This window comes from Tardiphaga robiniae, from assembly GCF_013359755.1.
Taxonomy (GTDB): domain Bacteria; phylum Pseudomonadota; class Alphaproteobacteria; order Rhizobiales; family Xanthobacteraceae; genus Tardiphaga; species Tardiphaga robiniae.
Genome location: NZ_JABMCJ010000094.1, coordinates 776,056 through 798,763 on the forward strand (window position 1 = coordinate 776,056; position 22,708 = coordinate 798,763).

Here is a 22,708-nt window from a genome sequence, read left to right on the forward strand (position 1 = left end):
GTGAGAAGACGTGGATGGCCGAGACAAGCCCGGCCATGACAGCGTTTCAATAGTAGCGATGCTGCGTGCGGCTACTTCTTTTCAGCCATATAAGCCCGCCATCCGCCAAACGACGAGATGTCCCGCGCGCCTTCCGTCGCCTTGGCTTCCACCAGGAAGCCCTTGACGCTCGATCCGTCGCACAATGTCAGCGTGCCGATCGACATCGGCTGCGGAAGCGATGCTACGAATTTGCCGAAGGCCTCTGCCGACAAGGCCCAGACTTCGACGGCGATTTCCGCGCCCGTACCATCCGCGACGCGCAGCAGGCCGGGCTTCGCCGGCGTCGTGCCGTTGAGTGCAAAGAACTTATAGTCCGGCGCCGTCGTCGTGGCTTTCAGCAGGCGGCCGTTCAGCGCCGTCAATTCGCCGTTCAGCGCCATGCCGGAGAGATGCGCGCCGACGACCGCGATCGCGATTTCGCCGGCGGCGACTTCGGTTGAGAGCGGCGCGAGCGCCGGCTGCGGCAGGGCCCTGGCGCCGACCGGCAGCTTGGTATCGGCATGAAACACCCGCCCAATGCTGGCGAGCAGTGCGTCGTCGCCGCCCGGCGCCAGCAAAGTGATGCCGAACGGGATGCCGTCGGCACGCATCGCTGCGGGGATGGCGAGGCCGCAGAGGTCGAGCAGATTGACGAAGTTGGTATAGGTGCCGAGCCGCGAATTGAGCTCGATGGGATTGGCGAGCACCTGCGCCGTCGTATAGGCGGTCGGCGCCGTCGGCAGCACCAGCGCGTCGATAGCAGTGAAAGCCTGTTCGGCGACACGCTTCAGCTCCTGCAACTTGTAAAGGGCCGCAAACGTATCGGTCGCGCTCTGGCGTGCACCGGCGATGGTGATCTCGCGCGTCACCGGATGAATTGCATCCGGCGCAGACGCCAGCAGGTCGCGGATCACCAGCAGGCGCTCGGCGACCCATGGTCCATCGTAAAGCAGCCGCGCGGTCTCATAGAACGGCTCGAGATCGAATTCGACCAACGTCGCGCCCAATGACGTCCAGCGCTTCAGCGCGTCCGCATAGGCTTTCTCCGAGGCCTTGTCGCCGAAGAAGATCAGCTGCCCGTTGCGCGGCACGCCGAGCCTGAGGCCCTTCGGAAACGCGGTGAGCGAACCCGGCACCCGCTTGCGCGAATAGGGATCATGCGCGTCGTAGCCGCCCATCACATCGAGCGCGGCAACAGCATCGTCCACCGTGAGTGTGAAGATCGACACGCAATCCAGCGTGCGGCAGGCCGGCACGACGCCGGCCGTCGGTATCAGGCCAAGGCTGGGCTTGAGGCCCACGATATTGTTGAGCATCGCGGGCACGCGGCCGGAGCCCGCAGTGTCTGTCCCCAGCGTCAGCGGTACGAGGCCTGCAGACACGGCAACGGCAGAGCCGGAGCTCGATCCGCCGGGCACGAGATCGTCGCGGATCGCGTTCTTGGGAATGCCATAGGGCGAGCGCACGCCGACGAGGCCAGTCGCGAACTGGTCGAGATTGGTCTTGCCGATGATGATCGCACCCGCCGCGCGCAGCCGCGCCACGGCGCTGGCATCGCGCGTTGCGTTATAGGCGAAAGCGGGACAGGCGGCGGTGGTCGGCAAACCGGCGACGTCGATATTGTCCTTCACGCCGACCGGCACGCCATAGAGTGGGAGCGTCGCGGGATCCTTCGCAGCGAGCGCCTCGGCTTCGGCGATCGCTTCGGCCTCAACGCGGAGCGTGATGAAGATCGCCGTGTCACCGCGGTCGCGGATGCGCTGATAGCTGCGGGCGACCGTCTGTGCGGGCGTCACGGTGCCGGCGCGATGGGCGGCGACGATGGCGGCGATCGTTTCGGGAACGGACTCACTCACGATGCGAACCTGCTGCGGATGGCACGGGTGTGCCACCCGCAGGTTGAGACGATGTTATTCAGCAGGCACGGCAAGTGGCGGCTCCGATTGCGGGACAGAAGACAGGTTGGTTGCGCCGAACTTGTCCGCGGCGAAGAGCCCGGCTGCAACAAGAGCATAAGCGAGAGCGACGCCGGGCGTCACCCCCAATCCGCCGCCGATCCCGATCGCCTCACCATGCATGAAGCCGAAATAGGTCAGCACCGCGCCGGCCAGGGCGAAGGCCGATGCGTTGAGGAATTTGCGTTCGATGACGAACACTGCGATGGCGCCGAGCACGAGGCCGACCAGGATCGAGCCGCCGCCCATGACTTCGAGGCCGTGGAACAGCACGCCGTTCTGGCCCATCTTGGCGATGAATTCGGGTGAATGGATCGCGCCGAAATTCATGCCGGCGGCGCCGAGTGCGCCAGACAGCAGCACCGTGGCCCAGGCCGCAAGATGCGGCGTGAGTGCAAGCGCGATGGCTGGCGCGTGTTCGCGCGGCGTGGTCTCGAACGCCTGCGCACAGATCAGCATGCCGATATAGAGCAGGATCGGCGAGATCGCGACCACAGGGATAACGGCCAGCATCAGCGAGATGACGCCGAACCATGACAACACGATCACCATCAGGCCGGTCGCTGCCGAGTAGCCGATCCGGCCGCCCATCGCCTTCCAGCCGGGATGGCCGATATAGACCGCGTTGATGAACGGGTTGCCCATCAGGCAGCCGATCAGCGAGACGACGCCGTCGGCGGTCAGCACGCGGGTGGTCGGATATTCGTCGCCGGCAGCTTCCGCGCTTTCGACGTTGTCCATCGCCTCGACCAGATCGTAGATGCCATAGGGAATGGCGGTGACCAGGATGATGCCGAGGAACTGGAATCCCGAGAACACGTGGTCGAAGGCCGGCAGTGGCACCGAGAAGCCGAAATTGGTGAAGGCTGCTTTCACCCCGGCGACGCTGACGCCGCCGATGCCGACACCGAACAGGTTCGAGCCCCATGCGATCACCATGCCGACGCCGATCGCGACGAGGCCTGCCGGAATCCCCTTGGGATATTTATAGCCGCCGAACCAGCTCAGCATGATGATGGCAAAACATGTGAGGCCGATCACCGGCGTCATGAACATTTCCAGCGCCGGGCGCATCGCGATGAAAGCGATGGAGACGCCGGCCAGCGTGCCCAAGAGCGCGGCGCGCGGTGTTACCTTGCGGATCCAGGGCGCGAGGAAGCCGCCGATCATCAGGATGAAGCTCTGGAAGAACACCCAGACGAGGCCGGCTTCCCAGCCCTTGATGGGATCGCCCGTCGTGATCGAGATCGGCAGCATGATCACGAAGGTGACGATGAACATATGCGGCACGCTGATGCCCGAGGGCAGCGCGCAGACATCGCTGCGGCCGGTCTTCTGCGCCAGTTTGTAGGCGAGCCAGGCGTAGTACATCGTCGACAAGCACATCATCAGGCCCATGGCCGGCAGGATGCGGCCGAACACGATGTTGTCAGGCATTTTCAGGACGAAGCGCAGCAGGCCGGTCAGCACCAGCATGTTGACGAGAATATTGGTGCCGAAGCCGAAAAACGCATTCCAGTCGCCCGGTGTCCATAGAGCGGGCTTGAAGTCGGATTTGCCGGCAGAATCTTTAGAAAACGTCCCCGCGGTCGTGCTCATCGTGATGCTCCTGCTGCAAGTTTGTTGGAAGTCTCCGGTGCATGTTCAGAACGTGTGATGGCGTCGAGAATGGCGGCGGAGTCGGCGACCCAGCCGAAGATGCCGCCCTGGGCCTTGATCATCTTCAGGCCCATCTCGTGGAATTCGGGGAAGTAGGATGCGCAGCCATCCGCGATGACGATGCAGCGATAGCCGCGGTCGTTGGCTTCGCGCACGGTGGTGTTGACGCAGACCTCCGTGGTGACACCGCAGACCAGCAGCGTGTCGATGTCGCGCGCCTTGAGATCGGCGCCGAGCGTCGTGGCGTAGAATGCGCCCTTGCCGGGCTTGTCGATGACGATCTCGCCTTCGACGGGATAGAGTGCGGGAATGATGTCGTGACCGGCCTCGCCGCGAATGAGGATGCGTCCCATCGGACCGGGATCGCCGATCCGCAGGCTCGGCGCGCCGCGCTCGATCTTGGCGGGCGGCGCGTCGGACAGATCGGGCAGGTGCCCCTCACGGGTGTGCACCACCATCATTCCGGTTTCGCGGGCGGCTTTCAGGACCGCGGCGATCGGGGCGACGGCGCTGGCGAGTTGCGACACGTCGTTGCCGAGCGTCTCGCCGAAGCCGCCGGGCTCCATGAAATCGCGCTGCATGTCGATGATGACGAGCGCTGTCGTGCCCCATTCGACCGCGATCGGGCCGGGTTCAGCAAGGACCGTCGTTGTATGCAGTGAGTCCGCCATTGCCGTGTACTCCCCGAGGCATGGATGTCTCAGAGGTTAACAAAGCAAGCAGCGTGCCATTGTGTACAACTGCGACGGTTGAATGGTTCAAGAGATTATATTTATATAAATCAGATGGTTATTTCAGAATAGCTTTGCGGCCTAAATGTCGTTCGCAGGCTGGACGCTGGTTAATTGCTTAGTTTATAGCCGGGGCTGATAGATCGGCAGCGATCGCGCGTCATTGCAGCCCGAGGGCCGCAATGACGTGGCGTGCGTGACCTCAATCCCAGCCGTCGCCCTTGATGCCTGGATTCGCATAGACGATGCCACCGTCCACCGCGATGGTCGCGCCGACCACGTAATCGCCGGCGCGCGAAGCGAGATAGATCGCGGCGCCCGCCATGTCCTCGTCGGTGCCGATCCGGCCGGCGGGCACGCGGGTCGCTACTTCATCGGCATTGTCGCGTGCAGCCTTGTTCATGTCGGACTGGAACGGGCCCGGCGCGATGGCCGTCACGACCACATGGTCCTTGATCAGTCTCACGGCCATGCGGCGCGTCAGGTGGATCAGGCCGGATTTGCTGGCGGCGTAGGAGTAGGTCTCCATCGGATTGACGAAGATGCCGTCGATGGAAGCGATGTTGATGACCTTGGCGGGCTTGTCCGCGCTGGCTGCTGCACGCAGCGGCCCGGCCAGCGCCTTGGTCAGAAAGAACGGCGTCTTGACGTTCAGCGTCATCACCTTGTCCCAGCCGCTCTCCGGAAATTCATCGAAGTCTGCGCCCCAGGCGGCGCCCGCATTGTTGACGAGAATGTCGAGCTTGGGTTCGCGCTTCTTGATTTCGGCAGCCAGCATCTCGATGCCGGCCATGGTCGAGATGTCGATCGGGAGTGCGATGCATTCACCGGCATATTGCGCGGAGAGTTCTTTCGCGGTGGCTTCGCACGGCCCGGCCTTGCGCGCGGTGATGTAGACCTTCGCCGCGCCCTGGCTGAGAAATCCTGCCGCGATCATCTTGCCGATGCCGCGCGAACCGCCGGTGACGAGTGCAATGCGGCCATCGAGCGAAAACAGATTGGTGAACATGACGCCTCCCGCTTGTTTTGTCGTTGGACCGATTGTGTGCGGCGGCGGGCAAGGGGAGTCAACAAGGCGAGTCAACAAGCGCTGCTGCAGTTGACCCAGATCAAGGCCGGAACCGGCGGCCGGCGTAGGCTTCTCGCGTTGGTTCGTCCAGCAAACGGACCTCAACCCAACGGGAGAGTGTCATGAGAGCCCATCAAATTATGACCCGCAAGCTCGTCACCGTGTCGCCGGACGCGTCGATCAGCGAAGCTGCGCGGCTGATGATCGATTATCACGTCAGCGGATTGCCTGTGGTGGATGCGGCCGGCAAGCTGGTCGGCATTGTGACCGAGCGGGACTTCCTGCGTCGGCACGAGGTCGGCACGCAGCGCAGGCGTCCGCGCTGGCTCGAATTCGTGCGTGGCCCCAGCCTGCAGGCCATCGATTATGTCCGCGAAGCCGGCCGCAAGGTGCACGAGATCATGACCCGCGAGGTCCGCACGGTGTCCGAGGAGACTGGTCTGGCCGATATCGTCGACGTGATGGAGAAGTATCACATCAAGCGCGTGCCGGTGGTGCAGGGCGACAGGCTCGTGGGTATCGTCAGCCGGCAGAATTTCGTCGAAGCCATCGCCGATGTCATGCACGATGTCTCCGATGTCGGGTCGAGTGATGCGTTGATCCGCCGCCGCATCGTCGCTGTGCTCAGGCATAACGAATGGACACCATTCGGCCTCGACGTCCGGGTGAAGGATGGCGTCGTGGACATCGACGGCTTCATCACGGACGAGAATGTCCGTCGGGCGATTGTCGTGGCTGCTGAAAATGTGACTGGCGTAACCCGCGTCAACGAGCATCTGTGCTGGGTCGATCCGATGTCGGGTGTGTATTTTCCGCCGGATGCCGATCTGCCGCAAAAGTCGGTTTGATCCGGCGCGGGACGCAAGACTTCAACAAGGCTGCAGTTCGCCTGCAGCGGGCCAGACTATCCGACGCCGCCGCGCTGGAAGCCGTTCCACATCGCGGTGGCCGCGCCGGAGGTCAGCACCGGCAGATAGCGGGTGTCCTGATAGTTGCCGTTCAGCGAGACCCGCGGCAGCGCTGTGAGCTGCGAGGAGTTGTCCGAGGCGATCACGCCGGGGCGCGTCGTCACGGCTGTCTCGAAGCCGGCGCTTTTCGCCAATGCGAATTCCCGTGTGCCCGCGGCGCAGCGGTCGCCATAGGGATAGGCAAGATGCACGGCCGGGCGCTGCAGAACGTTTTCGATATCGGTGCGGCTGGCTGACAGCTCATGCACGACCATCGCTTCGGTCTGTTTGGCGAGATTGCAGTGGCTTACGGTATGCGCGCCGATTGTCACCAGCGGATCGGCGGCGAAAGGTTTGAGTTCGTCCCACGACATGCACAGCTCGCGGCTGACCGCGTCTTCGTCGATGCCATGCGCGGCGCAGAGTGCGCTGACCTCGCGGCGGATATCCGCTTCTTCCGGCAATCCGCGCAGCCAGCCATGCAGGCGGTCGAACGCCATGTCCTTGCCGGCGAGAGTCGATGTGTCCAGGCGCACCATCTGTCCGTCGATCGGGGCCTCGATCACATCGGCCCTGGCAACGACGCGCTCCAGCGCCACCCACCACAGCCGGCCTGTGCCGGAGGCGAAGTCGCTGGTGACATAGACTGTGAAGGGAGCGTCGAAATCCCGCATCGCGGGCAATGCATGGTCGCGGTTGTCGCGATAGCCGTCGTCGCAGGTGAAACAGGCGAAGCGGCGCGAGAAATCCCGTTCCGTCAGCCGCCGCTGCACTTCATCGGGCGTCACGATATCGACGCCGGTTGCGCGCAGATAAGCGAGGGTGGCGCGCAGGAAATCCGGCGTGATCTCGAGGTGACGGTTGGGCTGGAACGGACCGGCATGCGCAGGGCGCACATGGTGCAGCATGAAAATGGTGCCCACGCCGCCGAAGATCGGTCGCAACACGCGGTGGGCGCCGCTGAAATACAGCGCATCCAGGCCGGCACGAATAATCGTGTTGCGAATCTGCTTCATCGTATGACCGAGCAATTGATGCTACCCACGGAAATGATCAGAAACGATTGAATAAAGCGTTATTCGAATACCCGCGGCGACGCCAGAGGTTTGCCTTGATTTCAATTTGACAGTCCCGCAAGGGTTTGTTTTCTCTCTGTTTCCAGACCCGCAGGACGTCGAATGCACGGATTTTACAGGTGGAGTGCCAAATGGTGGCCCGGGCTCATCCCGCTTGCCATCCTTTGGGCGGTTGCTGCCTGGGTTAGCACGATTCCGCTTGAAACGGATTTAACGGCGCACAGCACTGCGGCGCTGAAAAACACGATCCTCGACAAGAGCCAGATCACGGTTGCCGGGCGTGACGTCTCGTTTTCTGCCGAAGCATTTTCCGAAGATGGTCGCCGCAGCGCGGTCTCGTCGGTCGAGGCCACGCCGGGCGTTCGCCTGGTCAATGACGAAACCCGTCTCGTCGCGGAAGCCAAGCCGTTCGTCTGGGTCGCGGAGCGCGACAATGTCCGCGTCACGCTGTGGGGGACCGCGCCATTGCCGGCCAGCAAGGCGCGAATTGTGGAAGCGGCCCGCGCCGCACTCAGCGGAACCGAGGTCTCCGACCGTATGGGTCTGAAGCGCGGCGCGCCGCCGCGGTTCGATGCCGCAGCTGTGCTGTTGCTCGATCAGGTCGCCAAGCTGAAAGAGGGCAAGGCGGTGATTTCGGATACTAATATCAGCCTCTCCGGCATGGCGCGCGATCTCGGTGGCCGCGAAGCCATTGCGGCCGCGCTGAAGAATCTGCCGGAAGGCTTCACAGTCGCGGCCAATGACGTCAAGGCGCCGCCCTATGTGTTCCAGGCCAACAAGGACCCGGTGACGAATACGCTGACGCTGAGCGGCTATGTCCCGGACAACACCATCCATGCCGCGCTGGCGTCGGCTGCCGGACGCAAGTTCGGCAATGAGAAGATCGTCGATAACCTGAAGGCCAGCATCGGCGCGCCCGGAGGTTTTGCCGCAGCGGTGACGACGGCGCTGGGTGCGCTGTCGCGGCTGTCGACGGGGACCCTGGTGGTGTCCGACCGCGAGGTGAAGCTGTCAGGTGACGCGCTCTACGAAGTGGCCGCGGACCAGATCCGCGCAAGTCTGGCGCGCGAGCTCCCGCAGGGTTGGCAGGCCAAGGCCGAAGTCTCGGTGAAGCCCGCCGCGGCGCCGGTCGATGCCAGCGTGTGCCAGCAGCTCTTTGCGCAGAACCTGACCAAGGGCCGCATCCGGTTCGAGCCCTCCAGCGCCAGCATCAATGTGGATTCCGCGGGCTTGCTCGATCGCCTCGTGGAAATCGCCATGCGCTGTCCCAATGTCCGGGTCGAGATCGCCGGTCACACTGACGGCGATGGCGACGCGGCGTTCAATCAGTCGCTGTCGGAAAAGCGTGCGCTCGCCGTCGAAGAATATCTCGTGAAGGCCGGCCTGCCGGCGGACCGTTTCTCCACCATCGGCTACGGCAGCACCCAACCCATCGCCACCAACGATACCGACGAAGGCAAGCTGCAGAATCGCCGGATCGAATTCGTCGTGAGGCAAGCGCCATGACCTATCTCGCGATGTTTCACTGGGGCTGGCTGCTCGGGGCGTTCCTGATCGGCTTCTGCATGGGCTGGATCGCCGTGGTCTATCGCGGGCGTTCGGTGTCGCGGGTCTGGATCCAGCGCCTGTCGGTGCTCGCCGCGGTCATCGTCGGCATCGCGATTGCCAAGGTCGTGCCCGGCCGCTTCGGCTACTGGCTCGATCTCGGCCTCGCATTGTTCGGCTTCTATCTCGTCGGCTGCGCCATTGGGTCGTGGCTGCGCGACATCGTGGTGGTCAGGCAGCAGGCCCGCGTGACCTGAGGTCTGCGGCGCATGTTGCTGCCGTCTTTTTTATCAACGTCTCGCCGCCAAATCGGCGGCATGAGGTCACGAAAGCCTCATTGTCACGTGAGACGCGTCACGACGTCGGCATTTTGCCGCAGCGAATGCGCCCGAGAGGCTGGTGGTTTGTTAGGACTGACCTAATATACTGATGTGGCTTGTTTTTATTCACAGTCGGCGAATTCCACTTTGCCGCAAAACGCGCTACGACGGTTGTGCCGGAGACAACTGATGTGGCGGTTCCGCCGAGGCTAGTCTGACTTCCTGGTCCAGATCTCTCTGGTCAGGGGATCGCATTCGAGGTTGAGATGCTGGAAGCAATACGCAGGGCGATCTCGTTTCTGCGCGAGAAGCAAATCCTGCACAAGCTCGGTGTCTTGATCAGCGTCGCGGTGATCGGCATCGCCTGCTACATGCTGTATCACAAGCTGCGCAACATCGACGCTGCTGCCGTTTTCCGGGCGATGACCGAGACCGAGCCGCGGCTGATCATGTTGTCGGCGCTGTCGGTCGCCGCCGGCTATTTCACGCTGACATTCTATGACTGGTTCGCCGTGCGCACGATCGGTCGCCGCGACGTGCCGTACCGGATCAACGCGCTGGCGGCCTTCACCAGCTATTCCATCGGCCACAATGTCGGCGCCAGCGTCTTCACCGGCGGCGCGGTGCGCTATCGCATCTATTCGGCCTGGGACCTCAGCGCGGTCGATGTCGCCAAGATCGTCTTTCTCGCCGGCCTGACCTTCTGGCTCGGCAATCTCGCGGTGCTCGGCATGGGCATCGCCTATCACCCGGAGGCGGCCAGCGCGATCAACCAGGTGCCGCCATGGATGAACCGCATCCTGGCCTATATCATCCTCGCCGGCCTCGTCGGCTATGTGGTCTGGGTCTGGATGAAGCCGCGCAGCGTCGGCCGCGGCCCATGGTCGGTGGTACTGCCGGGTGGCCCGCTCACCTTGCTGCAGATTACCATCGGCATCATCGATCTCGGTTTCTGCGCGCTGGCGATGTACATGCTGGTGCCCGCCGAGCCTGACGTCGGTTTCGTCGTGGTGGCGGTGGTGTTCGTCTCGGCCACCTTGTTGGGTTTCGCCAGCCATTCGCCCGGCGGTCTTGGCGTGTTCGACGCCGCCATGCTGGTTGGCCTCGAAATGATGGATCAGGAAAAGCTGCTGGCTGGCATGCTGCTGTTCAGGGTGCTTTATTACCTCGCGCCGTTCTTTATATCAGTCATGTTACTGACGCTTCGCGAGCTTATTATCGGTTCGCGATCGAAAAAGCTGCAGGCGGTCGCGGCGGACGCCAAGCCCGGCGTCGGCCACCCGCTCAAGGAACATGGTCGCTCCGGCGCCTGATATACGTTCGCATTCGCAGCAGGAAGAGATCCGGTTCAGATGGCCATTGAAGCTTCTCCATCGACCATGTTTTCGCCGTGGCCAGATCGGCTGCGGCATTCCGCGATCATCCTGCTGGCCGCCGGCCTGGCCTTGGCCGCATTGGTGTTTTTCGGCGAGCTGTCACCGCTGCGCGCGGGCATCGTGTTCGTCTGCATCGCCGGCGCGGCGCTGGTGCCGTGGCGGCTGCATGACGTGGTGACGGCGCGCGACGAGGCGCTGGCCGCCAATCCTGTCGAGGCGCCCGCGGTGCGCGCCATCATTGCCGGCATTCCCGATCCCGCCGTGCTGCTCGACCGTGCCGGCCGCGTCATCCATCTCAATGCCGCAGCGGCGCAGCTTGCGCCGGCACTCCGCAAGAACGAACTGGCGCAATTCGCGCTGCGTTCGCCGGAAATCATCACCGCCTTGCGCGAGTCCATCGCCACCACCGAGCCGCGCCGCGCGACCTATCTCGATCATGTCCCGGTCGATCGTTGGATGGAACTGATGATCACGCCGGTGCCGGTTCCGACCGCCTTTGGCGGCACCGACACCTGCATGCTGATGACGTTCCACGACCAGACGCCGCTGCGCCGTGTCGAGGAAATGCGTGCCGACTTCGTCGCCAATGCCAGCCACGAGCTGCGCACGCCGCTGGCGGCGCTGTCCGGCTTCATCGACACGTTGCAGGGGCCGGCCAAGGACGACGCCAAGGCGCGTGAGCGCTTTCTCGGCATCATGCATGCGCAGGCGACCCGCATGGCACGGCTGATCGACGATCTGCTGTCGCTGTCACGCGTCGAACTGTCGGCGCATGTGCGGCCGGATACGCTGGTGGATATTCTCCCCATTATCCGTCAGGTCGGCGATGGGCTGGAGCCGCTCGCCAACGAGCGCAACGTCAGGATCGAAATGGCGCTGCCGGAGACGCCGGTGTCCATCGCTGGCGATCGCGAGGAATTGCTGAGGCTGTTCGAGAACCTGATCGAGAACGCGCTGAAATACGGCGCATCCGGCGGCAAGGTGGACGTATCGTTGACCACGGAGTCGACCTCGGAGGGGGTGCCGGAAATCCGCGTCGCCGTGCGGGACTATGGCCCGGGCATCGCCCCCGAGCATCTGCCGCGTCTGACCGAACGTTTCTATCGGGTCGATGTTGGCGACAGCCGCGCACAAGGCGGTACGGGCCTCGGCCTCTCGCTGGTGAAGCACATCCTGAACCGGCACCGCGGCCGGCTGCTGATCGAAAGCGTGCCGAAGAACGGCGCGACTTTTACCGCTGCCTTTCCGCAAGTGAAGACGCCGCCGGCGCCTCCCGCCTCCGCGGCGTCCTGACGCCTTAAACTCCCTTCGTTCTCCTGCGCCCATAGCGACCGCCCTCGGGCGGTCGGGCATCGCTGGCTTCGCTCAGGCAGTCAAAAAAAGCCCTGGCGGGTGGTGCGGCATTGCGTCCGATCCGCCCTCAATATCGTGCCCGCCGCTGTCATACGCGCGCATGCGCGCGAGGCCGGATTCCGCGTGCTGAAACATATTGTTAACCGCTGTGACGGCGGATTTTGACGGCTTGGCATGACCCTTATGGCAGGGCATTTTCGATGTCATTTGCACGGTAAAATTATCCGTGGAGGCAGAAAAACAAAGCATTTACAGAGGCTTGGTGTCGTCATCCAAGTGTCACGGAACTATCATAAAAGCACAATCGACCACCCCTAAACGGGCGGCGTGAGCACAACTGGCGCATCCGGCGCGGTCGCTCACGAGATTGGAGACATCCCATGAAATTCCTCAAAGCGATCGTCGCTGCCGGCCTCGTTGCCGCCTCGACCTCGGCATTTGCCGCCGACATCACGGGTGCCGGCGCAACCTTCCCGTTCCCGGTCTATTCGAAGTGGGCCGACGCCTACAAGAAAGAGACTGGCAATGGTTTGAACTACCAGTCGATTGGTTCGGGCGCCGGCATCAAGCAGATCCAGGCAAAGACCGTGACCTTCGGCGCCACCGACGCGCCGCTCAAGGCTGAGCAGCTCGAAAAGGACGGCCTGGTTCAGTGGCCGATGGTGATGGGCGCGATCGTTCCCGTCGTGAATCTCGAAGGCATCGCCTCGGGCGAGCTGGTTCTCTCCGGCGAAGTGCTCGGCGACATCTATCTCGGCAAGGTCACCAAGTGGGACGACGCTGCCATCGCCAAGCTGAACCCGAAGCTGAAGCTGCCCTCGGCCGCGATCACCGTCGTTCGCCGTTCGGACGGTTCGGGCACCACCTTCAACTTCACCGACTATCTGTCCAAGGCCTCGGCTGACTGGAAGACCAAGGTCGGCACCGGCACGGCTGTCGAGTGGCCGGTTGGCGTCGGCGCCAAGGGCAATGAAGGCGTTGCCGGCAATGTCGGTCAGACCAAGAACGCCATCGGTTACGTTGAATATGCTTACGCCAAGCAGAACAAGCTGACCTATGCCGGTCTGATCAACAAGGCTGGCAAGACCGTGCAGCCGACCATCGCTGCCTTCCAGGCCGCTGCGTCGAATGCCGATTGGGCCAAGGCTCCCGGCTATTACGTGATCCTCACCGACCAGCCGGGCGACGCGTCCTGGCCGATCACTGCCGCGACCTTCATCCTGATGCATAAGACTCCGGTCGATAAGGCTGCATCGGCTGAAGCCGTGAAGTTCTTCAAGTGGTCGTTCGAAAAGGGCGGCAAGATGGCTGAAGAGCTCGACTACATTCCGATGCCGGAACCCGTCGTCAAGCTGATCGAAAAGACCTGGTCGGCTGACATCAAGAGCTGATCGTGTGTGGGAGCGGAGGAGAGGGGCATCTCTCCTCCGCTTCATTCTCTCAAGTCCGATTTGAGCTCTCTAAAGACATCACGCCCTGATCGACCCGCGCGGGGCGCAGCGTTTCAGGTATAGTAACAATCACAGGGGACTGGCGTGGCAGACATGGCCGTACAGAGCTCATCGATGGAAGCAGCCGGGCCTTATGACCGCGCAAAGGCTTTGAGCGCCTTCAAGTTCGGGGATCAGGCGTTCTACTGGATCACGCGCATTTGCGCGATGTCCGTCCTGCTTATCCTCGGTGGCATCATTCTCTCCCTGATTGCCGGCGCCTGGCCGGCGATGAAGGAATTCGGTTTTGCGTTCCTGTGGACGCAGCGCTGGGCGCCATCCGCTGATCCGCCGGTGCTCGGTGCCGTCGGTCCGATCTATGGCACGCTGATCACCTCGGTGATCGCGATGGCTATCGCCATCCCGGTCGGTCTCGGCATCGCGATCTTCCTCACCGAACTGTGCCCGAACTGGCTACGCCGCCCGATCGGCATGGCGGTTGAGCTTCTCGCTGGCATTCCCTCAATCATCTACGGCATGTGGGGCTTCTTCGTGCTCGGCCCGTTCCTGGCCAATCACGTGCAGCCGTTCATGATCAATGCCTTCGAAGGCGTGCCGGTGCTCGGCGTGATTTTCGCCGGCCCGCCGTCCTATCTCTCGCTGTTCAACGCGTCGCTGATCCTCGCCATCATGGTGCTGCCCTTCATTACCTCGATCTCGGTCGACGTGTTCAAGACGGTGCCGCCGGTGCTCAAGGAAGCCGCTTACGGCGTCGGTTGCACCACCTGGGAAGTCGTCCGCAACGTCGTCATCCCCTACACCCGCGTCGGTGTCATCGGCGGCGTCATGCTGGCACTTGGCCGAGCGCTCGGTGAAACGATGGCGGTGACCTTCATCATCGGCAACTCGTTCCGCATCACAGGCTCGATCTTTGGCCCGGGCACAACGATCTCGGCGGCGATCGCCAGCGAGTTCGCGGAGAGTGACGGTCTGCATCAATCGGGCCTGATCCTGCTCGGTCTCCTGCTGTTCGTACTGACATTCTTCGTGCTCTCGGCAGCGCGTTTGATGCTGCTGCGTCTGGAAAAGAAGGCGGGCAACTAACATGAACCCGATTTACGCATCCCGCCGTCGCCACGATACGATCATCCGTCTGCTTTGCGTCGGTGCCGCTCTCTTTGGCGTTACCTGGCTCGCGCTGATCCTGTTCACGCTGTTCTACAACGGTCTCGCGGGCATCAGCCTGCAGATATTCACCCAGAACACGCCGCCGCCCGGCTCCATGGAAGGCGGCCTGCTCAATGCCATCGTCGGTTCGGTCATGATGACCGTCATCGGCGTCGGCATCGGCGCGCCGCTCGGCCTGTTTGCCGGCACCTATCTCGCGGAATACGGCAAGCACGACAAACTCACCTCGGTGATCCGCTTCATCAACGACGTGTTGTTGTCGGCCCCGTCCATCATCATCGGCCTGTTCGTTTATGGCGCGGTGGTGATTCCGATGGGCGGCTTCTCGGCTCTCGCCGGCTCGCTCGCGCTCGCCGTGATCGTGATCCCCGTCGTCGTCCGCACCACCGAGGACATGCTCGGCCTGGTGCCCAATCCGTTGCGTGAAGCGGCCTCGGCGCTTGGCCTGCCGCGCTCCCTGGTCATCAAGCGGATTGCCTATCGTGCAGCCCGTTCCGGTCTCATCACCGGCGTGCTGCTGGCGACCGCACGTGTCGCTGGCGAAACGGCGCCGCTGCTGTTCACCGCGCTGAGCAATCAGTTCTTCAGCCTCGATCTCACCAAGACGATGGCCAACCTGCCGGTGACCATCAACAACTTCGTGCAGAGCCCCTACGAGTACTGGAAGCAGCTCGCCTGGAGCGGTGCCCTGATCATCACCTTGACCGTACTTGCCCTTAACATTGGCGCGCGCATTCTCGGCGCCGAGAGGACAGCAAAATGAGTGAGCTTTCTGTGTCGTCTGGCGTTCCTTCCGTCTCGATGCCGCCGCCGTCGGCCCTGCAGGGCGAGACCCGTCCCAAGGTCACCGTGCGCGACCTGAACTTCTACTATGGCGAACACCACGCTCTGAAGAAGATCAACCTGACGCTGATGGCGAACCGCGTGACTGCGTTCATCGGCCCGTCGGGCTGCGGCAAGTCCACGCTGCTGCGCATCTTCAACCGCATGTATGATCTGTATCCCGGCCAGCGCGCCGAAGGTCAGCTCATGCTCGACAACCAGAACATTCTGGATCCGAAGCTGGACCTCAACCTGCTGCGCGCCCGCGTCGGCATGGTGTTCCAGAAGCCGACTCCGTTCCCGATGACGATCTACGAAAACATCGCCTTCGGTATCCGCCTCTATGAAAAGATCTCCAAGTCGGAGATGGACATCCGCGTCGAGAGGGCGCTGCGCGGCGGTGCACTCTGGAACGAGGTCAAGGACAAGCTCAACGCGTCGGGCCTCAGCCTGTCGGGCGGTCAGCAGCAGCGCCTGTGCATCGCGCGCACCATCGCGGTGCGGCCGGAAGTGATCCTGTTCGACGAGCCGTGCTCGGCGCTGGATCCGATCTCGACCGCGAAGATCGAGGAGCTGATCGACGAGTTGAAGGATCAATATACGATCGCGATCGTGACCCATAACATGCAGCAGGCTGCCCGCGTCTCCGACAGCACAGCCTTCATGTATCTCGGCGAGTTGATCGAGTTCGATCAGACCAACAAGATCTTCACGTCGCCGACCGATCGCCGCACCCAGGATTACATCACCGGCCGCTTCGGCTGACGCGACATATTCGCGGGAGGAATTTGAGATGGCTTTTGAACACACCACCAAGGCTTTCGACGACGATCTGCAGGAGCTGACCCGTCTCGTCGCCGAGATGGGTGGCCTCGCGGAACGGCAGATCGTCGAATCCGTCGATGCGCTGATCCGCCGGGACGTCGCGCTCGGTGCGCGCGTTGTCGCCACCGACTCCGAGATCGACCAGTTGCAGCGCACGATCGAGGAGCGCGCCGTGCTGACCATCGCCAAGCGCCAGCCGATGGCTGTCGATTTGCGCGAGATCGTCGGCGCGCTGCGCGTCGCCACCGATCTGGAACGCATCGGCGATCTCTCCAAGAATATCGGCAAGCGCGTCAATGCACTCGACAGCGACTTCCATCCGCTGAAGCTGATCCGCGGCCTCGAGCACATGACCGACCTCGTGACCACCCAGGTCAAGGCTGTGCTCGACGCCTATGCCGCACACGATCTGCCCGCTGCGATGACGGTGTGGAAGGGCGACGAGGAAATCGACGCGATCTGCACCTCGCTGTTCCGCGAACTCCTGACCTATATGATGGAAGACCCGCGTAACATTTCGTTCTGTATCCACCTGATGTTCTGCGCCAAGAATATCGAGCGGATCGGTGACCATGCCACCAATATTGCGGAAACCGTGTTCTACATGATCGAGGGCCAGCAGATCCTCGACAAGCGCCCGAAGGGCGACATGACCACATTCGCGAATACGCCGACGGTCTGAAGCATGATCCGGGAAAGTGGGAGCCAGTCTTCCGCAAGGATCATGATCTAAAGGCTTTTCGGACGTCACTGAGGATATTGACCATATGGCTGTGAATGCACGCATTCTGGTGGTGGAGGACGAGGAAGCCCTCACGACGCTTCTTCGCTACAACCTCGACGCCGAAGGCTATGATGTTGAAACCGTCGCTCGCGGCGACGATGCCGACACCCGCTTGAAGGAGCGGGTGCCGGATCTCGTGGTGCTCGACTGGATGCTGCCGGGCCTGTCCGGCATCGAACTGTGCCGCCGCCTGCGCGCACGGCCCGAAACCAAGGCATTGCCGATCATCATGCTGACGGCGCGTGGCGAAGAGAGCGAGCGCGTTCGCGGTCTCGCCACCGGTGCCGACGACTACATCGTCAAGCCGTTCTCCGTGCCGGAGCTCCTGGCCCGCGTGAAGGGCCTGCTCCGTCGTGCAGCTCCCGAGCGTCTCGCCACCGTCTTGGCGTTTGGCGACATCGAACTCGACCGTGACAAGCGCCGCGTCGTGCGCTCAAGCCGTCCGATCGATCTCGGTCCGACCGAATATCGCCTGCTTGAGTTCTTCCTGGAACATCCGGGCCGCGTGTTCAGCCGCGAGCAGTTGCTCGACAGCGTCTGGGGCCGCGACATCTATATCGACGAGCGCACCGTCGACGTGCATATCGGCCGCCTGCGCAAGCTGCTCAACCCCGCCGGTGAGCCCGATCCGATCCGCACCGTGCGCGGCGCCGGCTACGCGCTGGATGACCGCTTCGACAAGGCGGCGGAGTAGGTATCTTCCTTCTCCCCGCAAGCGGGGAGAGGTTAGAAGCCCCAAACAAAAAAATGCCCGGCTCATCACCGGGCATTTTCTTTGGCTTGGATATCTTCCAGCTCAGCGCGTCGGCTTCGGCACCGCGCGGCGGCGGTCGCTTGCCGGCTGATAGGCGATGCGCGAGTGATGTGCGCAATAGGGGGCGCCGGCCAGGGCCTTGCCGCCGCAGAAATAGAAGTCCGCGCTCGACGGATCGCCGATCGGCCAATGGCAGGTGGCTTCGTTGAGTTCGACCAGCGACAGGCGCTGGCTGATCGGCACAATGTTGTCATAGGCGATCGGATCGGGCTCGGCCTCGATCTCGTAGTTATGGGCCAGCGCGGTGTTGCCGCGTGCCATCGGGCGGGCGACACGTACCATCTGCTGCGCCGGGCGCGCCTTGCGCTGCCGCGGAGCTGCCGAGGAGGGGCTCTTGGCACGGCCGGACAGGCCAAGGCGGTGAACCTTGCCGATCACGGCGTTGCGGGTCACGTTACCGAGTTCCGCAGCGATCTGGCTGGCGGAAAGGCCGCCTTCCCAGAGTTTCTTCAACTGTTCGACGCGATCGTCGGTCCATGTCATTACCGTCATCGCCGTTTTCCCTTCGTGAGCGCCGGCCTGACCGGGCAGCGCTGCGAGTTGAGACTTCAAAAATCCCTGCGGTCAGAATCCTTTAGCGCTCACCGGGCGCGAATTTCGCGTCCGGCTGTTACGCCGCACTGGATGTGTCAAAAGGATCTACCGCCGCACGAGATGTCGTATCCGACGAGGCAAAAGCTACAATATGCCGTGACTCGCGCGCAAGAGTCGGGCATGCCGCGTCCACATGCTTCTGCAAATAAAGCTGCAAAATCGGCTTTTTCTGCGACTCCGTGTGACTCGAAAGCCGCAGTGCGCGGTTGACAGTCTTCACAGCACACATAGAATAATGCCCACGTGCCGCCCGAGAAGGGCGGCACGTTTCGTTTCTAGGGTCCGTTGTTCGATTTCGCACAGTTGTCATCGACGCGGCCGCAGTCTTTTCGATCGGATCGGTTATGACCAGCAACGCAACGTCTTCGCCCCTCTCTCAGGCTCACTTGCTGCCTGTTTTCGCGCGTGCGGATGTCGCTTTCGAGCGCGGTGAAGGCGCGTGGCTGATTGGAACCGATGGCGAGCGCTATCTCGACTTCACCAGCGGCGTTGCCGTGAACGCGCTGGGCCATGCGCACCCACATATGGTCGCCGCATTGCAGGAGCAGGCCACCAAGCTCTGGCACATGTCGAACCTGTTCAAGAGCCCGGACGGCGAGCGCCTCGCCGCGCGGTTGTGCGAACAAAGCTTTGCCGACTTCGTGTTCTTCGCCAATTCGGGTGCGGAAGCGATGGAATGCGCGATCAAGGTGACCCGCCACTATCATTTCTCCAAGGGCCACCCCGAGCGCACGCGCATCATCACCTTTGAAGGCGCATTCCATGGCCGCACTCTCGGCACGCTGGCGGCGACCGGCGCTGCCAAATATCTCGAAGGCTACGGCACGCCGCTCGACGGCTTCGATCAGTTGCCGCTCGGCGATATCGAAGCCGTGAAGAAGGCGATCGGTCCGAACACCGCCGGCATTCTCATCGAGCCGCTGCAGGGTGAGGGTGGCGTGCGTGCGCCGAGCAACGCGTTCTTTGGCGCGCTGCGCGAACTCTGCGACAAGAACGGCATCCTGCTGATCTTCGACGAAGTGCAGACCGGCATGGGCCGCACCGGCGAGTTGTTCGCCTATCAGCGCATCGGCGTGACGCCGGATGTCATGTCGCTGGCCAAGGCGCTCGGCGGCGGTTTCCCCATCGGTGCGTGCCTCGTTACGGCGGAAGCGGCCGAAGGCATGGCGCCCGGCTCCCATGGTTCGACCTTCGGCGGCAATCCGCTGGCGGTCGCCGCGGCGAATTCCGTGCTCGATATCATGCTGAAGCCAGGCTTCTTCGACCATGTGAAGAAGATGTCGCTGTTGCTGAAACAGAAACTCGCGGGCGTGGTCGACGGCCATCCTGATGTGCTCAGCGAAGTGCGCGGCGAAGGTCTGCTGATCGGCCTCAAGGCTGTCGTGCCGGCCGGCGATCTCGTGGCCGCATTGCGTGACGCGAAGCTGCTGACGGTTGGCGCCGGCGACAATGTCGTGCGCTTCCTGCCGCCGCTGATCGTCAGCGAGGCCGAGATCGAGCAGGCCGTGCAGCGGCTGGAACAGGCCTGCGTGGCCCTCGGCTCATCCGCCAAGGCATCTGCAAAGACGCAGGGAGCCGCGTGATGAGCACGTCACCGCGGCACTTCCTCGATCTCACGGCCGTGCCGGCCAGCGAGTTGCGCAATATCATGAACGCGGCTGCCGCCATGAAGGCGAAGCTGAAAGGGCGGGATGGCTCGAATGCCGAGCCCGATCGTCCGCTCAAGAACAAGACGCTGGCGATGATCTTCGAGAAGCCCTCGACGCGCACCCGCGTGTCGTTCGAGGTCGGCATGCGCCAGCTCGGCGGCGAAGTCGTAATGCTCACCGGCGCCGAAATGCAGCTCGGTCGCGGCGAGACCATTGCCGACACCGCGCGCGTGCTGTCGCGCTTCGTCGACATCATCATGATCCGCATCCTCAATCATGACTCGCTGATGGAGCTCGCGGAAAATGCGACCGTGCCGGTCATCAACGGCCTGACGCGCTTCTCGCATCCCTGCCAGGTCATGGCGGACGTGATGACCTATGAGGAACATCGCGGCCCGATCAAGGGCCGCACCGTGGCCTGGACCGGCGACGACAACAATGTGCTGATGTCCTGGGCGCATGCGGCCGAACGCTTCCAGTTCAAACTGAATATCGCGACGCCGCCGCAGCTGTCGCCGAAGAAGCCGTTCAAGGACTGGGTCAAGGCGGCAAACGCGCCGATCACCTTCAGCGACGATCCCGATGCGATGGTGAAGGGCGTCGATTGCGTCGTCACCGACACCTGGGTGTCGATGGGCGACAAGGACGGCGAGACCCGCCACAACCTGCTCAAACCCTATCAGGTCAATGCGCGCCTGATGTCACTGGCCAAGCCGGACGCACTCTTCATGCACTGCCTGCCGGCGCATCGCGGCGAGGAGGTCACCGACGAGGTCATCGACGGTCCGCAGTCGGTGGTGTTCGACGAGGCCGAAAACCGTCTGCATGCGCAGAAGGGCATTCTGGCCTGGTGCCTCAACGCGGTGGCGTGAGACAGCACGGAGCTTTCTTTCTTCCCCTCTCCCCTTGCGGGAGAGGGTGCCTGAGCAAAGCGAGGGCGGGAGAGGGGTAGCGGCAAAGCGCGGTGTTTGTGGCGCCCCCTCTCCCGTCTCGAACATGCTTCGCATGTTCGATCCACCCTCTCCCACCTGGCGAAGCTTCGCTTCGCGCGGGGGAGAGGGAAGAAAAGCGCAGCTGCTTACGCTCCATTTTCCCGGTTCCATCGCCCCCTTTCACTTGCGGCCCTCCGCCCCCAAATAGAGCGCCATGACCCCATCAAATCCAAATCTCCAGCCCGACGCCCCCATCCGCGCGCCGTCCTCCGTTCCGGTCGATGACGCGGTGCTGCCCTTCGAGGTGGCGCCGCTCGACCTACGCGGGCGGCTGACGCGACTTGGCCCGGCACTCGATGAACTGCTCGCCAAACATGATTATCCCGCGCCGGTGGCCAAGCTGCTCGGCGAGGCCATCGTGCTGACCACGCTGCTCGGCTCCTCGCTGAAATTCGACGGCCGCTTCATCCTGCAGACCCAGACCGATGGTCCGGTGTCGCTGATGATCGTCGACTTCCGCGCGCCGGATAAAATGCGCGCCTATGCGCGGTTCGATGCCGAGCGCCTTTTGCCCGGTCTCGGCACCGCGGCGCTGCTCGGCAAGGGCCATCTGGCGATGACCGTCGACCAGGGGGCGGATATGAGCCGCTATCAGGGGCTCGTCGCGCTTGACGGCGGTACGCTGGAAGATGCCGCACATGAATACTTCCTGCGCTCCGAACAGATTCCGACCAAGGTGCGCCTCGCCGTCGGCGAGGAATGGCGCAGCGGCGAGGAAGGCGGCCCGACACATCGCTGGCGCGCCGGTGGCATGCTGCTGCAGTTCCTGCCGAAGGCGCCGGAGCGCGTGCAGCGCGACCTCCATGCCGGCGATGCGCCGGAGGGCGCGAAGGTGGATGCTGTGCCGGAAGATGACGCCTGGGTCGAGGGCCAGTCGCTGATTGGCACCGTCGAGGATGTGGAGCTGATCGATCCCGATCTGTCCGGCGAGCGGCTGCTGTATCGCCTGTTCCACGAGCGCGGCGTCCGCGTCTTCGCCTCATCGCCGCTGCGCGCGGAGTGTTCCTGCTCGCGCGATGCCGTGTCCGGCATGCTCAAGAGCTTCGAGCCGCAGGACCGCGCCGACATGGTCAAGGACGACAAGGTCGTCGTGACCTGTGAGTTCTGTTCGTCAGTGTACGAGTTCACACCGCAGGAAGCGGGCGTGGAATAGGCATTCGCCCGCGTCGCACCCCGCTGTCATTCCCCGGCACACCAATTGGTGCGGCGAGGAAACTCAATCCACACTCGTCATTCCGGGGCAGGACGGACCGCGAAGCGGACCGGACTGAGCCCGGAATCTCGAAGTGTTTTGCGGTGAACAGGTCGGGATTCCGGGTTCGCCTGCGCGAAGGCGCGCAGCCGCCCCGGAATGACGAACGTGGGACAAGCCCGCACCAAACATTTTTTCCTATCCTCGGTTGACAGCATCTCCATCAGGTTTATATTCCCCTCCGTCCTGCCCCACCGAGAGGGGCGATCGCGATCGTCACGTTCGCGGGGTGGGATGCGGTGGACGCCGGAGATGCGGCGTCACGCGGTTTGGGGGTGACGTCTGTCTTCGGGCAGGACGGATCTG

20 protein-coding genes are annotated in these 22,708 nt (G+C 63.0%); 14 read left to right on the forward strand and 6 right to left on the reverse strand.

Annotated features, from left to right (window positions below; all coding sequences use genetic code 11):
* Window positions 1-71: 71 nt before the first annotated feature.
* The 4 genes from atzF to HP556_RS29945 form a co-directional block, all read right to left on the reverse strand.
* The gene (gene atzF / locus HP556_RS29930; RefSeq protein ID WP_175369582.1) at window positions 72-1,877 is read right to left on the reverse strand and encodes an allophanate hydrolase; all 1,806 of its coding nucleotides are present in this window, start codon (window positions 1,875-1,877) and stop codon (window positions 72-74) included.
* Between the two features lie 54 nt (window positions 1,878-1,931).
* Window positions 1,932-3,575, reverse strand: a complete 1,644-nt coding sequence (locus HP556_RS29935; protein ID WP_175369583.1) for a regulator — start codon at window positions 3,573-3,575, stop codon at window positions 1,932-1,934.
* Complete coding sequence (locus HP556_RS29940; RefSeq protein WP_175369584.1) at window positions 3,572-4,306, reverse strand: cysteine hydrolase family protein; 735 nt, start codon at window positions 4,304-4,306, stop codon at window positions 3,572-3,574. The genes HP556_RS29935 and HP556_RS29940 overlap by 4 nt, the downstream gene beginning before the upstream one ends.
* 262 nt (window positions 4,307-4,568) lie before the next feature.
* Window positions 4,569-5,375 (reverse strand): SDR family oxidoreductase, encoded by an 807-nt coding sequence (locus HP556_RS29945; protein ID WP_175369585.1) that lies wholly within the window; start codon window positions 5,373-5,375, stop codon window positions 4,569-4,571.
* 182 nt (window positions 5,376-5,557) lie between these two features.
* Here HP556_RS29945 and HP556_RS29950 point away from each other — a divergent pair, with 182 nt between their 5' ends.
* The gene (locus tag HP556_RS29950) at window positions 5,558-6,283 is read left to right on the forward strand and encodes a CBS domain-containing protein (RefSeq protein WP_175369586.1); all 726 of its coding nucleotides are present in this window, start codon (window positions 5,558-5,560) and stop codon (window positions 6,281-6,283) included.
* Between the two features lie 56 nt (window positions 6,284-6,339).
* Here HP556_RS29950 and HP556_RS29955 read toward each other — a convergent pair whose 3' ends face one another.
* Window positions 6,340-7,398 (reverse strand): polysaccharide deacetylase family protein, encoded by a 1,059-nt coding sequence (locus tag HP556_RS29955; protein WP_175369587.1) that lies wholly within the window; start codon window positions 7,396-7,398, stop codon window positions 6,340-6,342.
* Between the two features lie 162 nt (window positions 7,399-7,560).
* Between HP556_RS29955 and HP556_RS29960 the strand changes: the two genes are divergently transcribed.
* The 10 genes from HP556_RS29960 (at window position 7,561) to phoB (ending at window position 17,795) form a co-directional block, all read left to right on the forward strand.
* Window positions 7,561-8,964: an OmpA family protein gene (locus HP556_RS29960; RefSeq protein WP_089266757.1), complete on the forward strand. Its 1,404-nt coding sequence runs from the start codon at window positions 7,561-7,563 to the stop codon at window positions 8,962-8,964.
* Window positions 8,961-9,260 (forward strand): hypothetical protein, encoded by a 300-nt coding sequence (locus HP556_RS29965; RefSeq protein WP_175369588.1) that lies wholly within the window; start codon window positions 8,961-8,963, stop codon window positions 9,258-9,260. The genes HP556_RS29960 and HP556_RS29965 overlap by 4 nt, the downstream gene beginning before the upstream one ends.
* Before the next feature lie 329 nt (window positions 9,261-9,589).
* The gene (locus tag HP556_RS29970; protein WP_089266758.1) at window positions 9,590-10,636 is read left to right on the forward strand and encodes a lysylphosphatidylglycerol synthase domain-containing protein; all 1,047 of its coding nucleotides are present in this window, start codon (window positions 9,590-9,592) and stop codon (window positions 10,634-10,636) included.
* Between the two features lie 39 nt (window positions 10,637-10,675).
* Window positions 10,676-11,992, forward strand: coding sequence for an ATP-binding protein (locus HP556_RS29975; RefSeq protein ID WP_175369589.1), 1,317 nt, complete (start codon window positions 10,676-10,678; stop codon window positions 11,990-11,992).
* 440 nt (window positions 11,993-12,432) lie between these two features.
* On the forward strand, window positions 12,433-13,443 hold the full coding sequence (gene pstS, locus HP556_RS29980; protein ID WP_120287914.1) for a phosphate ABC transporter substrate-binding protein PstS: 1,011 nt from the start codon (window positions 12,433-12,435) through the stop codon (window positions 13,441-13,443).
* A gap of 153 nt (window positions 13,444-13,596) precedes the next feature.
* Window positions 13,597-14,586, forward strand: a complete 990-nt coding sequence (gene pstC, locus HP556_RS29985) for a phosphate ABC transporter permease subunit PstC (protein WP_175369635.1) — start codon at window positions 13,597-13,599, stop codon at window positions 14,584-14,586.
* Window position 14,587: 1 nt separating this feature from the next.
* On the forward strand, window positions 14,588-15,433 hold the full coding sequence (gene pstA, locus HP556_RS29990; protein ID WP_120287916.1) for a phosphate ABC transporter permease PstA: 846 nt from the start codon (window positions 14,588-14,590) through the stop codon (window positions 15,431-15,433).
* Window positions 15,430-16,257, forward strand: coding sequence for a phosphate ABC transporter ATP-binding protein PstB (gene pstB / locus HP556_RS29995; RefSeq protein ID WP_068737599.1), 828 nt, complete (start codon window positions 15,430-15,432; stop codon window positions 16,255-16,257). The genes pstA and pstB overlap by 4 nt, the downstream gene beginning before the upstream one ends.
* A 28-nt stretch (window positions 16,258-16,285) precedes the next feature.
* Complete coding sequence (gene phoU, locus HP556_RS30000; protein ID WP_089266763.1) at window positions 16,286-16,999, forward strand: phosphate signaling complex protein PhoU; 714 nt, start codon at window positions 16,286-16,288, stop codon at window positions 16,997-16,999.
* A gap of 91 nt (window positions 17,000-17,090) precedes the next feature.
* Window positions 17,091-17,795 (forward strand): phosphate regulon transcriptional regulator PhoB, encoded by a 705-nt coding sequence (gene phoB / locus HP556_RS30005; protein WP_068737970.1) that lies wholly within the window; start codon window positions 17,091-17,093, stop codon window positions 17,793-17,795.
* Between the two features lie 102 nt (window positions 17,796-17,897).
* Here the strand turns inward: phoB and HP556_RS30010 are convergent, their stop codons facing one another.
* Window positions 17,898-18,407 carry a GcrA family cell cycle regulator gene (locus HP556_RS30010; protein ID WP_068737968.1) on the reverse strand — a complete coding sequence of 170 codons (510 nt, stop codon included), beginning with the start codon at window positions 18,405-18,407 and terminating at the stop codon, window positions 17,898-17,900.
* Window positions 18,408-18,853: 446 nt separating this feature from the next.
* Between HP556_RS30010 and HP556_RS30015 the strand changes: the two genes are divergently transcribed.
* The 3 genes from HP556_RS30015 to HP556_RS30025 all read left to right on the forward strand — a co-directional run bounded on the left by HP556_RS30015 (window position 18,854) and on the right by HP556_RS30025 (window position 22,303).
* On the forward strand, window positions 18,854-20,092 hold the full coding sequence (locus tag HP556_RS30015) for an aspartate aminotransferase family protein (RefSeq protein ID WP_175369590.1): 1,239 nt from the start codon (window positions 18,854-18,856) through the stop codon (window positions 20,090-20,092).
* Window positions 20,092-21,030 carry an ornithine carbamoyltransferase gene (gene argF, locus HP556_RS30020; RefSeq protein WP_068737593.1) on the forward strand — a complete coding sequence of 313 codons (939 nt, stop codon included), beginning with the start codon at window positions 20,092-20,094 and terminating at the stop codon, window positions 21,028-21,030. Before HP556_RS30015 ends, argF begins: the two co-directional genes overlap by 1 nt.
* A gap of 274 nt (window positions 21,031-21,304) precedes the next feature.
* Entirely contained in the window at window positions 21,305-22,303 is a 999-nt protein-coding gene (locus HP556_RS30025) for an Hsp33 family molecular chaperone (RefSeq protein WP_120287920.1), read from the forward strand.
* Window positions 22,304-22,708: the final 405 nt, after the last annotated feature.

Coding starts and splice junctions, on each gene's coding strand:
- HP556_RS29935 (WP_175369583.1), bottom strand. CDS start 3,575: ATGAGCACGACCGCGGGGACGTTTTCTAAAGATTCTGCCGGCAAATCC.
- HP556_RS29940 (WP_175369584.1), bottom strand. CDS start 4,306: ATGGCGGACTCACTGCATACAACGACGGTCCTTGCTGAACCCGGCCCG.
- HP556_RS29945 (WP_175369585.1), bottom strand. CDS start 5,375: ATGTTCACCAATCTGTTTTCGCTCGATGGCCGCATTGCACTCGTCACC.
- HP556_RS29950 (WP_175369586.1), top strand. CDS start 5,558: ATGAGAGCCCATCAAATTATGACCCGCAAGCTCGTCACCGTGTCGCCG.
- HP556_RS29955 (WP_175369587.1), bottom strand. CDS start 7,398: ATGAAGCAGATTCGCAACACGATTATTCGTGCCGGCCTGGATGCGCTG.
- HP556_RS29960 (WP_089266757.1), top strand. CDS start 7,561: ATGCACGGATTTTACAGGTGGAGTGCCAAATGGTGGCCCGGGCTCATC.
- HP556_RS29965 (WP_175369588.1), top strand. CDS start 8,961: ATGACCTATCTCGCGATGTTTCACTGGGGCTGGCTGCTCGGGGCGTTC.
- HP556_RS29970 (WP_089266758.1), top strand. CDS start 9,590: ATGCTGGAAGCAATACGCAGGGCGATCTCGTTTCTGCGCGAGAAGCAA.
- HP556_RS29975 (WP_175369589.1), top strand. CDS start 10,676: ATGGCCATTGAAGCTTCTCCATCGACCATGTTTTCGCCGTGGCCAGAT.
- pstS (WP_120287914.1), top strand. CDS start 12,433: ATGAAATTCCTCAAAGCGATCGTCGCTGCCGGCCTCGTTGCCGCCTCG.
- pstC (WP_175369635.1), top strand. CDS start 13,597: ATGGCCGTACAGAGCTCATCGATGGAAGCAGCCGGGCCTTATGACCGC.
- pstA (WP_120287916.1), top strand. CDS start 14,588: ATGAACCCGATTTACGCATCCCGCCGTCGCCACGATACGATCATCCGT.
- pstB (WP_068737599.1), top strand. CDS start 15,430: ATGAGTGAGCTTTCTGTGTCGTCTGGCGTTCCTTCCGTCTCGATGCCG.
- phoU (WP_089266763.1), top strand. CDS start 16,286: ATGGCTTTTGAACACACCACCAAGGCTTTCGACGACGATCTGCAGGAG.
- HP556_RS30010 (WP_068737968.1), bottom strand. CDS start 18,407: ATGACGGTAATGACATGGACCGACGATCGCGTCGAACAGTTGAAGAAA.
- HP556_RS30015 (WP_175369590.1), top strand. CDS start 18,854: ATGACCAGCAACGCAACGTCTTCGCCCCTCTCTCAGGCTCACTTGCTG.
- argF (WP_068737593.1), top strand. CDS start 20,092: ATGAGCACGTCACCGCGGCACTTCCTCGATCTCACGGCCGTGCCGGCC.
- HP556_RS30025 (WP_120287920.1), top strand. CDS start 21,305: ATGACCCCATCAAATCCAAATCTCCAGCCCGACGCCCCCATCCGCGCG.